This is a genomic window from Psychrobacillus vulpis, from assembly GCF_006861825.1.
GTDB lineage: Bacteria > Bacillota > Bacilli > Bacillales_A > Planococcaceae > Psychrobacillus > Psychrobacillus vulpis.
Genome location: NZ_VDGI01000001.1, coordinates 75,257 through 87,987, shown reverse-complemented (window position 1 = coordinate 87,987; position 12,731 = coordinate 75,257). Strand labels below are relative to the sequence as shown.

General features: G+C 40.4%; 12 protein-coding genes, 8 tRNA genes and 2 rRNA genes (1 of these 22 cut by a window edge). All 22 read left to right on the top strand.

The window, feature by feature from the left end; all coding sequences use genetic code 11:
• Window positions 1-124 precede the first annotated feature (124 nt).
• Window positions 125-406: a transcriptional regulator gene (locus tag FG384_RS00450; protein WP_420849931.1), complete on the top strand. Its 282-nt coding sequence runs from the start codon at window positions 125-127 to the stop codon at window positions 404-406.
• Between the two features lie 4 nt (window positions 407-410).
• Entirely contained in the window at window positions 411-761 is a 351-nt protein-coding gene (locus FG384_RS00445) for a type II toxin-antitoxin system PemK/MazF family toxin (protein ID WP_142640587.1), read from the top strand.
• A 135-nt stretch (window positions 762-896) separates the two neighbouring features.
• Entirely contained in the window at window positions 897-1,727 is an 831-nt protein-coding gene (locus tag FG384_RS00440) for an STAS domain-containing protein (RefSeq protein ID WP_142640586.1), read from the top strand.
• Window positions 1,724-2,086, top strand: a complete 363-nt coding sequence (locus FG384_RS00435; protein WP_142640585.1) for an STAS domain-containing protein — start codon at window positions 1,724-1,726, stop codon at window positions 2,084-2,086. Before FG384_RS00440 ends, FG384_RS00435 begins: the two co-directional genes overlap by 4 nt.
• Window positions 2,087-2,092: 6 nt before the next feature.
• Entirely contained in the window at window positions 2,093-2,494 is a 402-nt protein-coding gene (locus FG384_RS00430; RefSeq protein ID WP_142640584.1) for an anti-sigma regulatory factor, read from the top strand.
• A gap of 14 nt (window positions 2,495-2,508) precedes the next feature.
• On the top strand, window positions 2,509-3,507 hold the full coding sequence (locus FG384_RS00425) for a PP2C family protein-serine/threonine phosphatase (protein WP_142640583.1): 999 nt from the start codon (window positions 2,509-2,511) through the stop codon (window positions 3,505-3,507).
• A 68-nt stretch (window positions 3,508-3,575) separates the two neighbouring features.
• The gene (locus FG384_RS00420) at window positions 3,576-3,920 is read left to right on the top strand and encodes an anti-sigma factor antagonist (RefSeq protein ID WP_142640582.1); all 345 of its coding nucleotides are present in this window, start codon (window positions 3,576-3,578) and stop codon (window positions 3,918-3,920) included.
• The gene (gene rsbW / locus FG384_RS00415; RefSeq protein ID WP_142640581.1) at window positions 3,907-4,377 is read left to right on the top strand and encodes an anti-sigma B factor RsbW; all 471 of its coding nucleotides are present in this window, start codon (window positions 3,907-3,909) and stop codon (window positions 4,375-4,377) included. The genes FG384_RS00420 and rsbW overlap by 14 nt, the downstream gene beginning before the upstream one ends.
• On the top strand, window positions 4,355-5,140 hold the full coding sequence (sigB, locus tag FG384_RS00410) for an RNA polymerase sigma factor SigB (RefSeq protein WP_142640580.1): 786 nt from the start codon (window positions 4,355-4,357) through the stop codon (window positions 5,138-5,140). The genes rsbW and sigB overlap by 23 nt, the downstream gene beginning before the upstream one ends.
• Window positions 5,140-5,733 carry a PP2C family serine/threonine-protein phosphatase gene (locus tag FG384_RS00405; RefSeq protein WP_142640969.1) on the top strand — a complete coding sequence of 198 codons (594 nt, stop codon included), beginning with the start codon at window positions 5,140-5,142 and terminating at the stop codon, window positions 5,731-5,733. Before sigB ends, FG384_RS00405 begins: the two co-directional genes overlap by 1 nt.
• 57 nt (window positions 5,734-5,790) lie before the next feature.
• The gene (locus FG384_RS00400) at window positions 5,791-7,959 is read left to right on the top strand and encodes a Tex family protein (RefSeq protein WP_142640579.1); all 2,169 of its coding nucleotides are present in this window, start codon (window positions 5,791-5,793) and stop codon (window positions 7,957-7,959) included.
• Window positions 7,960-8,021: 62 nt separating this feature from the next.
• A complete protein-coding gene (locus tag FG384_RS00395; RefSeq protein ID WP_142640578.1) occupies window positions 8,022-8,507 on the top strand; it encodes a SprT family protein in 486 nt (161 codons plus the stop codon).
• A gap of 64 nt (window positions 8,508-8,571) precedes the next feature.
• A tRNA-Asn gene (locus FG384_RS00390) sits at window positions 8,572-8,646 on the top strand.
• A gap of 4 nt (window positions 8,647-8,650) precedes the next feature.
• A tRNA-Glu gene (locus FG384_RS00385) sits at window positions 8,651-8,722 on the top strand.
• Between the two features lie 25 nt (window positions 8,723-8,747).
• Window positions 8,748-8,823 (top strand) — tRNA-Asp (locus FG384_RS00380).
• Between the two features lie 3 nt (window positions 8,824-8,826).
• Window positions 8,827-8,901, top strand: a tRNA-Gln gene (locus tag FG384_RS00375).
• Window positions 8,902-8,908: 7 nt separating this feature from the next.
• A tRNA-Lys gene (locus tag FG384_RS00370) sits at window positions 8,909-8,981 on the top strand.
• Between the two features lie 65 nt (window positions 8,982-9,046).
• Window positions 9,047-9,133, top strand: a tRNA-Leu gene (locus FG384_RS00365).
• An 11-nt stretch (window positions 9,134-9,144) separates the two neighbouring features.
• Window positions 9,145-9,221, top strand: a tRNA-Arg gene (locus FG384_RS00360).
• Window positions 9,222-9,244: 23 nt separating this feature from the next.
• A tRNA-Gly gene (locus FG384_RS00355) sits at window positions 9,245-9,318 on the top strand.
• Window positions 9,319-9,468: 150 nt separating this feature from the next.
• A 16S ribosomal RNA gene (locus FG384_RS00350) occupies window positions 9,469-11,283 on the top strand.
• A 227-nt stretch (window positions 11,284-11,510) separates the two neighbouring features.
• Window positions 11,511-12,731 (top strand): 23S ribosomal RNA (locus FG384_RS00345); it runs 1,760 nt beyond the window's last position.
• Together the 16S and 23S rRNA genes with 8 tRNA genes alongside form the textbook arrangement of a ribosomal RNA operon.

The following is a 12,731-nucleotide window of genomic DNA, read 5'->3' as shown; positions in this document are numbered from 1 at the left end:
CAAAACAATACTACATGCATAAATTTGTCAAACCATTTCTTATTTTGTCTTTTATTTCGCCAGCAGTAATGGTAAGATGAAGTATATTGTCATTTAGGGAAATGTTTTGTCGGAGGTGTTTGCTGTGGTAAGTGATAAAAAGAAAAAGGAAGCTATTATTGGGCTTCCAAAGCAAATGGTTAATGAAGGAGTAAAAACCGTTAAACAATCATTAACTGCTAATGAAAATGTCGTACGTGTCCAGGCAAATGAATATTTTAAGAAAGGCCAGTCAAATCTTATAAGAGAAGCGATGATAAAAGGTTATGTTGAAATGTCTCATATAAACTTATCTATTTGTACAGAATGTTTACATGCAGAATATGAAGCACAACATACGACAGAGCGACTCGTAAGTGGAGGATGAAAACTTGATCGTAAAACGTGGGGACGTTTTTTTCGCAGATTTATCACCTGTAATCGGGTCTGAGCAAGGGGGAACCAGACCCGTTTTGGTGATTCAAAATGATATTGGAAATCGATTTAGTCCTACTGTCATCATTGCGGCAATTACTGCACAGATACAAAAAGCAAAATTGCCAACACATGTAGAAATCAATGCGAAACAGTATGATTTTGAACGCGATTCTGTTATCTTGTTAGAACAATTACGAACAATAGATAAATCACGGCTAACTGATAAGATTACGCATCTTAATGAGGATGTAATGGATGAAGTAGATCATGCATTAGGGATTAGCTTAGGAATTGTGAAATTTTAATACATAGATAGAAACGCAATGTGTAACCGACAAATACACATTGTGTTTTTTTTTTGTAATTTGAAATAGATGTAAGTTATTTCATAATTCGATACAATAGAAATACTAACTTTTAATGGGGAGTGTATTTGAAAGATGAACACAGAAATTGCAACATACATTCGCGACAATGTGGAGGAAATTCTAGAAAAGTGGAAAATAAAAATGGAAGATGAGAAAGATGATCGATTCTTTCAAATTATGTCCGATCAAGTGATCGATATTACTGTTCACGAATTTGGAGAGTTAATGATATCAAGCCTAACGGAAGAACGAGAAACTTATAAAATGAAAATAAACGATTTTTCTGAGAAAATTGTTCGATATGGCTGGTCGATATCCTTTGTTTTGAAGGCACTTTCTAATTTTACGGAAGTAATTTATGAAAGAATGGAAGAAGTAGGTTATTTTAAAAAAGGAGATAAGTTATCCTTCGCGGAATTATATACTAATTGGATAACACCGCTTAACTATAGCATTGTAGATGCTTACACTAAAGTATGGGAAAAAACAGTACAGTTGCAAAAAATAGCTTTACAAGAATTATCTGCATCGCTTATTCCAGTCTTTGAAAAGATATCCGTAATGCCGTTAGTAGGTACAATCGATACGGAACGAGCAAAGTTAATCATGGAAAATTTATTGCAAGGTGTTGTAAAGCATAGAGCAGAAGTAGTATTACTTGATATAACAGGAGTGCCAGTAGTAGATACAATGGTTGCGCACCATATTATACAAGCTGCAGATGCAGTTCGATTGGTCGGTGCAAAATGTATGTTAGTTGGCATTCGACCGGAAATAGCACAAACGATTGTAGCGCTAGGAATAAACTTAACTGATTTTACAACGACAAGTACATTGCAAAGAGGTGTCGAGCAAGCACTTGCCCTTACAAATAGAGCAATTGTAGAGGTGAACTCAAAATGACGACTAGAATCCCTATTTTAAAATTAAGAGATTGTTTAATCGTTTCTATCCAATGGGAGTTAGATGACCAAACTGCCCTTGCATTTCAAGAAGATTTATTGGACAAGCTGCATGCAACTGCAGCTAGGGGAGTGGTATTGGACTTAACGCCAATCGATTTTATTGATTCGTTTATAGCAAAAGTACTTGGCGATGTTATAAGTATGTCAGGTCTGATGGGAGCAAAAGTAGTAATTACAGGAATTCAACCAGCAGTTGCTATTACATTAATAGAACTCGGTATTAGGTTAGAAAATGTAGTTACTGCCTTAGACTTAGAAAATGGATTAGAAAAATTAGAACGAGAATTGGAGGGCTAATCCATTATGAACTTAAGGTCGTCTGTTGATATTATAACGGAGTGGGATATTGTTGCTGCCAGACAACTTGGAAGAAATGAAGCAAAAGAGGTAGGCTTCGGAACAGTTGACCAAGCTAGGATCACAACAGCGATAAGTGAACTTGCTCGTAATATTTATTTATATGCAGGAAAAGGGAACATAGAGATAAAACAAATTGCAGAAGGCAATCTTAAAGGATTATTAGTCATTGCATCCGATAAGGGACCAGGTATTCCAGATGTTCGAAAGGTAATGGAGGATGGTTACACGACATCTGGAGGACTTGGTGCTGGTTTACCTGGAGTAAAGCGGCTAATGGACGAATTTAAGATTGATACAGTTGTGGGAGAAGGAACTACAATTAGTGCGACAAAGTGGCTTAGATAGGAGGTAATCGAGTAATGCCTCAAGAATTTAAAAGGCAATATAAAGAAATACTTGAGCAATATACGTTGAGACAAACAGAACATAACTTGTACGAAGGACAAAATTTTAGTAAACAACTAATTCAAAAAAACATTTCTCCAGAAGAAGTAATAAGTATACATAAAGCATCTCTCGAGGAAATAATTCCTGATTTGCCGGAGGATGTTTCGCATTCTTTTGATTTATTAATAGAAGTAATGATTCGTTATGGTCTAGCACTAAAAGAACATCAAACATTAATTAAAAAACAAGAAAATATTAAGATGGAAATGGAACTCGCGGCAAATGTACAGCAAACACTTCTTAAAACCAAAGTTCCAGAGATGAGTGGGCTAGATATTGGAATGATATCAGTACCGGTAAAAGAAATGAACGGTGATTACGCTCATTTTCTAAGCGATGAGACAAGCGTAGGAATTGCGGTAGCAGACGTTATAGGGAAGGGAATTCCAGCTGCGCTTTGCATGTCGATGATTAAATACGGTATGGATAGTTTGTCCGGGGCAAAAACAGATCCTATCATTGTTTTAGATGTTGTAAATAGAATTGTAGAAAAAAGTGTGAGTGATTCGATGTTTATATCGATGTTTTACGGAAGGTATGAAACAACGGAAAGCATGTTTACTTACGCATCTGCTGGACATGAACCACCTCTTTTTTATAGTGCGAAGAATAATGAATTTACAGAGCTTCAAGCAAAAGGTCTATTACTTGGTGTTATTCCTAATGTTAAATACGAGCAACATTCAATCGTTCTGGAAAAAGGTGACTTCATAGTGATAATGACAGATGGAGTAACGGAATGTCGATCAAAAGAAGGTTTTATTGAGCAAAAAAAAGTAATGGAGATTATTGAGAGCGTAAAAGAAGAATCTGCACAATCAATGGTAGAATATGTTTTTCATAAATTAGAAGAACTACAAGACTTTGAACAACGGGATGATTTCACTCTTGTCATTTTCAAAAAAATGTAAGGAAAATGTTTATCACTAGATATTATGTGGTATAGAGTACTATATAGTGAAGACGGGGGTTTAAAAGAATGAATATTTCAGTTGAATTAGTAGAAGATAACTTGCAGGTAAAAGCTGTTTTGAAAGGTGAAATAGATGCTTTTACAGCACCAATTTTAAGAGAGAAACTAGCAGATATTCAATTGAGAGAGAATCTTCAAATTGAATTAGACTTAGTTGGCGTGTCTTACATGGATAGTACAGGATTAGGTGTATTTGTAGGATTTTATAAAAGTGTAATCGCTTCAAACAGTCACATGAAATTAACTGGTCTTTCATCTCGATTGAAACGCTTGTTTGATATTACTGGTTTAGGAGAGATTATGGATATTCAAGCAATGAGTGAAGAGGTGAAAATAGATGAAACCGTTTGATTATGTAGAAATTCGTGTTCCTGCAAAGCCACAGTATGTGAGTGTAGCACGTTTAACCATTTCTGGTTTGGCGAATCGACTTGGATTTACGTATGATGATATTGAAGATTTGAAGATAGCCACTAGTGAAGCGATTACAAATGCAGTTCAACATGCATATTCAGATGATGAAGAGGGCGAAATTGTAATAGGATGCGCATTATATAAGGAAAAGATAGAAATTATGGTGGCTGACCATGGGAAAAGTTTCAACTTTGAAGAAACAAAAGCAAAAGTTGGACCTTATCAAGACTTGGAAGAAGTCTCATTTTTAAGAGAGGGAGGACTTGGTTTATATTTAATCGAGACTTTAATGGATGAAGTTAAAGTCCACCACCAAGAAGGTGTCACTGTATTTATGACGAAGCATGTCGGATTAGAGCAGGTGGATGAAAATGTCGAACACATCTCTTCCTAACAGGCAATCTAAGGAACAAATATTAAAATGGATTGAAGAATATCAACAAACAGAGAGTAGTGAAGCTCAAACTAATCTCGTATTAAATTACACTCGATTAGTTGAGTCAATTAGCCGAAAGTATTCAAATGGTAAGTCCCATCATGAAGATATTTTACAAGTAGGGATGTTAGGACTTTTAGGTGCTATTAGAAGATATGATCCGTCATTTGGAAGAAACTTTGAAGTATTTGCTATTCCGACAATCATTGGTGAAATTAAACGATTTCTACGTGATAAAACTTGGGCAGTCCATGTTCCACGAAGAATTAAAGAGCTTGGTCCACGTATCAGAGCTGCAGTCGAAACGTTAACAGTTGAATATCAGCGATCGCCTTTAGTACCGGAGATCGCAGATTATTTAAGTGTAGAAGTGGAAGACGTTCTAGAGGCAATGGAAATGGGTAAAAGTTATCAAGCGTTATCAATGGATCATTCACTAGAGTCAGATTCAGATGGCAGTACGATAACACTCTTTGATGTTATAGGAAAAGCGGATGAGGAGTTCGAAAAAACAGATCAACGATTACTTGTAGTCGATGCTTTGAATGTTTTATCGGATAGAGAGAAAGAAATTATACAGCTTACATACATGGAACAGTTAAGTCAAAAAGAAACAGGAGATAGATTAGGTATCTCTCAGATGCATGTTTCAAGGATTCAACGGAAAGCAATAAAAAAATTGCAAGAAGAAATATTAGTGTCAGGTGGATTAAAGAAGTGATGAATTTTTCAGATGAAAAGGTTGAACTGTATGTATATCAGGAAGCGAAGAGTGGAAACTCGGAGTCTGGAGACACTTATTTTATAGAAAAAAATGATAACTATTTACTTTGTGCAATTGCGGACGGATTAGGTAACGGACCTTACGCTAAAGAGTCTGCAGATATCATCCCTGAAATATTAGGGAAATATCCAGAGGAATCGATAGATAGTTTACTATTGCGATGCAACGAACTTATGGTACAAAAAAGAGGAGCTGCAGTTGCTATTATTAAAGTGGATTATTACCATCGAACGATTTCGTATAGCTGTGTAGGAAATATCAAATTTTATATGTATCAAAGTAAAGTAGACAAAATGACTTATCCTTTACCAGTTATGGGCTACCTATCTGGGAGGAAACAAAAAATACACACACAAACATTCTCTTATGAAAAAAATGATTTATTCTTACTCCACTCTGACGGTGTAGACATGAAAAGTCCAAAAGCAATATTAAAAAAATCATGCAATGCAGGATATTTATATAAAAATGTACTTGAAATTATCGAACATGGTGATGATGCTACATTTATAGCAGGAAGCTTACTCTAGAATGGAGTAAGCTTTTTTGTGTTAAAATAGAGTTTAAATGGAAAGGGTGTGTTTGTTTTGGAAACAAAGAAAATGTTACAACTTGTTTCTCAAGAAACAGGTGTTAAGCCAACGCAAGCTGAACAAGTAATTAAACTATTAGAAGAAGGAAATACAGTTCCTTTTATCGCTCGATATAGAAAAGAACAAACAGGTTCTTTAGATGAGGTTCAAATAAAAGCAGTAGAAGACCGTTATAATTACATACAGCAATTAGAACAACGAAAAGAAGAAGTGATTCGGCTCATCGATGAACAAGGAAAGCTGACGGAAGAACTGACTGCATCTATCCATAATGCGACTGTTCTCCAACGAGTGGAAGACCTATATCGTCCATACAAACAAAAACGTAGAACAAAAGCCACCATTGCAAAAGAAAAAGGTTTAGAGCCGCTAGCTAGTTTATTAATTACTTTCCCAAAAGATTCTATACATATATTGGCGAAAGATTATTTGAATGAAGAGCTGGAAGTGTTAACAATAGAAGATGCCCTACAAGGGGCAAGAGATATTTTAGCGGAGCAATTTGCGGATGATGCAAAAATAAGAGAACAAGTTAGGTCTATATCCCGTGCAGATGGAGTAGTTGTATCGTCTGTAAAAAAGGCGGAATTAGATGAGAAAAACGTCTTTGAAATGTACTATGAATATGAAGAGCCAGTAAAAAAGATTGTCCCTCATAGAATTCTAGCGTTAAACCGTGGTGAAAAAGAAGAAGTACTTAAAGTAAGTATACAAGTACCAACAGATAAAGTAACGAACGTTATGAAAGTCCAATGGATTCCAACAAATACATCTAGTGATGCTGTGGAACATGTAGAACTAGCAATTGAAGACTCCTATAAACGTCTGATTCAGCCTTCTGTAGAACGTGAAATTCGAACAGAGCTTACAGAAAAAGCAGAAGCACAGGCAATTCATATTTTCTCAGAAAACCTACGTAACCTTCTATTGCAACCACCTTTAAAGGGGAAAGTGATTCTTGGTGTAGATCCTGCGTATCGGACAGGATGTAAATTGGCAATAGTCGATGATACTGGAAAGCTGTTAGAAGTTTCCGCGATTTATCCGCATGCACCTAAAATGGATGTAGAAGGGTCAAAAAAGAGAGTACTTTCTTATATAGAAAAGTACCCGATTTCATTAATTGCTATAGGTAATGGTACTGCATCAAGGGAAACAGAGCAATTTATAGTAGATTGTTTGAAAGAAGTAAGCGGTGACGTTGCATATGTCATTGTTAATGAAGCAGGGGCTAGTGTTTATTCGGCATCTGAAACTGCAAGAAATGAGTTTCCTAATCTACAAGTGGAGCAGCGAAGTGCTGTTTCGATTGCAAGAAGACTGCAAGATCCATTAGCAGAGCTAGTGAAAATTGATCCCAAAGCAGTAGGGGTTGGCCAATATCAGCATGATGTCTCGCAAAAAAGATTATCGGAATCACTTTCTTTTATAGTAGAAACTGCTGTTAACCAAGTTGGTGTGAACGTAAACACAGCGTCTGCATCCCTATTACAGTACGTTTCAGGGTTATCAAAAACAGTTGCAGAAAACGTAGTAAATCTACGAAACGAGCAAGGAAAATTCACTTCAAGAGCGCAACTAAAAAAAATCCCTCGTCTCGGAGCGAAAACGTACGAGCAAGCAATTGGATTTTTAAGAGTACCAGATGCAAAAAATCCGTTTGATGCAACTGGTATTCATCCTGAGAGCTATAAAGTAGCGGAACAAATCTTAGAAATAGCAGGATTAAAGAAATCACAGATTGGCTCAAAAGAGGCAGCAGAAGCTATGGCGAATATTAATATTATAGAAGTAAGTAAGGATTTAGAAATTGGAGAAATCACGTTAAAAGATATAGTGGATACTTTGATTAAACCAACTCGGGATCCTCGAGAAGCGTTCCCACAACCTATTTTGAAAAAGGATGTTCTTAAAATGGAGGACCTTCAAAAAGGAATGGAACTTCAAGGAACCGTTCGAAATGTTGTAGACTTTGGTGCATTTGTTGATGTTGGTGTAAAACAAGACGGATTAGTCCATATTTCCAAGTTAAAAAAGGGTTTTGTTAAACATCCACTTGATGTAGTGTCACTTGGAGATATCGTAACTGTATGGGTAGAACAGTATGATGCGAATAAAGGAAAAGTATCTTTAACTATGCTTCCGCCAGAACAACAAGTTTAAGAAATTAGAGTTGTCCAATGATGAATCATTGGGCAATCTCTCTTTTAGTAGGAGAGAGTAATATGTCAGATGAAAAACTTTACAAATTAGTATGCAATGTATCAAAAGAAGTCTTTGGGAAAGACTTTCAACATGAAGCTTATTTCAATAGTCGTCTCCGTACTACTGGAGGAAGGTATATGTTGCGAACACATCATATAGAAGTAAATCCCCTTGTTTTTGAAAAACATGGCATGGATGAATTGATTGGTGTCGTTAAACATGAGCTTTGTCATTACCATTTACATATAGAAGGAAAAGGATATAAACATAGAGACGCTGATTTCCGAGAGCTACTAAAAAGAACAAACTCACCAAGATTTTGTTCAACACTTGTAGAACCTAAAAAGCGTAAGAACAATAAGATTTACACGTATCAATGCGAAAAATGCTCGCTATTATATAATCGGAAAATTAAATTAAATACACTTAAATACAGATGTGGCAAGTGTTTTGGGAATCTTATCTTAGTCTTTTCAAAGAATCCCGAAAAAAGTTCTAAAAAGTAGTTGACGTTTTTATAAAGGCTCTTTATAATAATAAAAGTCGAGTAAAACAAACGACAAAAATTATTCCGAAGTAGCTCAGTGGTAGAGCAACCGGCTGTTAACCGGTTGGTCGTAGGTTCGAGTCCTACCTTCGGAGCCAACATGGCCCCTTGGTCAAGCGGTTAAGACACCGCCCTTTCACGGCGGTAACACGGGTTCGAATCCCGTAGGGGTCATTTTCTAAAAAAACATTATTTGTATGGTCCCGTGGTGTAGCGGTTAACATGCCTGCCTGTCACGCAGGAGATCGCCGGTTCGATCCCGGTCGGGACCGCCATATTGGGGTATAGCCAAGCGGTAAGGCAACGGATTTTGATTCCGTCATGCCCTGGTTCGAATCCAGGTACCCCAGCCATTTTCACGAGCCATTAGCTCAGTTGGTAGAGCATCTGACTTTTAATCAGAGGGTCGAAGGTTCGAGTCCTTCATGGCTCATTAATTTGTTATTGACTTTCTCTAAACAAGAGGGTACAATGAAACTTGTCCTAAAAAATAACTACGCGGTCGTGGCGGAACGGCAGACGCGCTAGGTTGAGGGCCTAGTGGGGGATAACCCCGTGGAGGTTCAAGTCCTCTCGGCCGCACCAAAGCACATTACGCGCCCGTAGCTCAATTGGATAGAGCGTCTGACTACGGATCAGAAGGTTGTGGGTTCGACTCCTGCCGGGCGCGCCAAATAACAAATTAAATCTTATATTGCGGGTGTAGTTTAGTGGTAAAACCTCAGCCTTCCAAGCTGATGATGAGGGTTCGATTCCCTTCACCCGCTCCATACTTTATAACTATGAACATTGAAAACTGAACATGCAAAACGTTAAGACATATAGCTTGATAGGCTAACTTCGGTTAGTCCGATAGCAAACAATTTTGACATCATTTAATGATGATGCCAGCAAAACAAAATGAGCTTTTTAAGTTCTCTATTATGGAGAGTTTGATCCTGGCTCAGGACGAACGCTGGCGGCGTGCCTAATACATGCAAGTCGAGCGAATGATGAAGAAGCTTGCTTCTTCTGATTTAGCGGCGGACGGGTGAGTAACACGTGGGCAACCTGCCCTGTAGATTGGGATAACTCCGGGAAACCGGGGCTAATACCGAATAATCCATTTCCTCACATGTGGAAATGTTAAAAGACGGTTTCGGCTGTCACTACAGGATGGGCCCGCGGCGCATTAGCTAGTTGGTGAGGTAACGGCTCACCAAGGCGACGATGCGTAGCCGACCTGAGAGGGTGATCGGCCACACTGGGACTGAGACACGGCCCAGACTNTTCTGATTTAGCGGCGGACGGGTGAGTAACACGTGGGCAACCTGCCCTGTAGATTGGGATAACTCCGGGAAACCGGGGCTAATACCGAATAATCCATTTCCTCACATGTGGAAATGTTAAAAGACGGCATCTCGCTGTCACTACAGGATGGGCCCGCGGCGCATTAGCTAGTTGGTGAGGTAACGGCTCACCAAGGCGACGATGCGTAGCCGACCTGAGAGGGTGATCGGCCACACTGGGACTGAGACACGGCCCAGACTCCTACGGGAGGCAGCAGTAGGGAATCTTCCACAATGGACGAAAGTCTGATGGAGCAACGCCGCGTGAGTGAAGAAGGTTTTCGGATCGTAAAACTCTGTTGTGAGGGAAGAACAAGTACGAGAGTAACTGCTCGTACCTTGACGGTACCTCATTAGAAAGCCACGGCTAACTACGTGCCAGCAGCCGCGGTAATACGTAGGTGGCAAGCGTTGTCCGGAATTATTGGGCGTAAAGCGCGCGCAGGCGGTCCTTTAAGTCTGATGTGAAAGCCCACGGCTCAACCGTGGAAGGTCATTGGAAACTGGGGGACTTGAGTGCAGAAGAGGAAAGCGGAATTCCAAGTGTAGCGGTGAAATGCGTAGAGATTTGGAGGAACACCAGTGGCGAAGGCGGCTTTCTGGTCTGTAACTGACGCTGAGGCGCGAAAGCGTGGGGAGCAAACAGGATTAGATACCCTGGTAGTCCACGCCGTAAACGATGAGTGCTAAGTGTTAGGGGGTTTCCGCCCCTTAGTGCTGCAGCTAACGCATTAAGCACTCCGCCTGGGGAGTACGGTCGCAAGACTGAAACTCAAAGGAATTGACGGGGGCCCGCACAAGCGGTGGAGCATGTGGTTTAATTCGAAGCAACGCGAAGAACCTTACCAGGTCTTGACATCCCGCTGACCGTTCTAGAGATAGATCTTTCCCTTCGGGGACAGCGGTGACAGGTGGTGCATGGTTGTCGTCAGCTCGTGTCGTGAGATGTTGGGTTAAGTCCCGCAACGAGCGCAACCCTTGATCTTAGTTGCCAGCATTTAGTTGGGCACTCTAAGGTGACTGCCGGTGATAAACCGGAGGAAGGTGGGGATGACGTCAAATCATCATGCCCCTTATGACCTGGGCTACACACGTGCTACAATGGACGGTACAGAGGGTCGCAACCCCGCGAGGGTGAGCTAATCCCATAAAACCGTTCTCAGTTCGGATTGTAGGCTGCAACTCGCCTACATGAAGCCGGAATCGCTAGTAATCGTGGATCAGCATGCCACGGTGAATACGTTCCCGGGCCTTGTACACACCGCCCGTCACACCACGAGAGTTTGTAACACCCGAAGTCGGTGGGGTAACCCTTTTGGGAGCCAGCCGCCGAAGGTGGGACAGATGATTGGGGTGAAGTCGTAACAAGGTAGCCGTATCGGAAGGTGCGGCTGGATCACCTCCTTTCTAAGGATAATTACGGAATACAGATCTTTATCTGTATCTTAACGTTTTGCAGTTCAGTTTTGAATGTTCATTTTTATGAGCATTTGAAAACTTGTTCTTTGAAAACTGGATAAAACGACATTGAAAGCAACAAATTCAAGAAATTCAATAGAATCACTAACGTGATTTTTATTTTGTGTAGTACTTTTAACTACTGATTGAACGGTTTTCTTTTGAAAACCAAATTAGGTTAAGTTAATAAGGGCGCACGGTGAATGCCTTGGCACTAGGAGTCGACGAAGGACGGCACTAACACCGATATGCTTCGGGGAGCTGTAAGTGAGCTTTGATCCGGAGATTTCCGAATGGGGAAACCCACTGTTCGTAATGGAGCAGTACATTTGCGTGAATACATAGCGCATCTGAGACACACCCAGGGAACTGAAACATCTAAGTACCTGGAGGAAGAGAAAGAAAAATCGATTCCCTGAGTAGCGGCGAGCGAAACGGGAAAAGCCCAAACCAAGAGGCTTGCCTCTTGGGGTTGTAGGACACTCTACATAGAGTTACAAAGGAATGAGTTAGACGAAGCGATCTGGAAAGGTCCGCAGGATAGGGTAAAAGCCCCGTAGTCAAAAGTTCATTCTCTCTTGAGTGTATCCTGAGTACGGCGGAACACGTGAAATTCCGTCGGAATCCGGGAGGACCATCTCCCAAGGCTAAATACTACCTAGTGACCGATAGTGAACCAGTACCGTGAGGGAAAGGTGAAAAGCACCCCGGAAGGGGAGTGAAATAGATCCTGAAACCGTGTGCCTACAAGTAGTTAGAGCCCGTTAATGGGTGATAGCGTGCCTTTTGTAGAATGAACCGGCGAGTTACGATTACATGCAAGGTTAAGTTGAGAAGACGGAGCCGCAGCGAAAGCGAGTCTGAATAGGGCGAATGAGTATGTGGTCGTAGACCCGAAACCAGGTGATCTACCCATGTCCAGGATGAAGGTAAGGTAACACTTACTGGAGGTCCGAACCCACGCACGTTGAAAAGTGCGGGGATGAGGTGTGGGTAGCGGAGAAATTCCAATCGAACCTGGAGATAGCTGGTTCTCTCCGAAATAGCTTTAGGGCTAGCCTCAAACGTTAGAATCTTGGAGGTAGAGCACTGTTTGGACTAGGGGCCCATCCCGGGTTACCGAATTCAGACAAACTCCGAATGCCAATGATTTATGTTTGGGAGTCAGACTGCGAGTGATAAGATCCGTAGTCAAGAGGGAAACAGCCCAGACCACCAGCTAAGGTCCCCAAGTATTTGTTAAGTGGAAAAGGATGTGGCGTTGCTTAGACAACCAGGATGTTGGCTTAGAAGCAGCCATCATTTAAAGAGTGCGTAATAGCTCACTGGTCGAGTGACGCTGCGCCGAAAATGTATCGGGGCTAAACAAATCACCGAAGCTGTGGATTGATACCTTT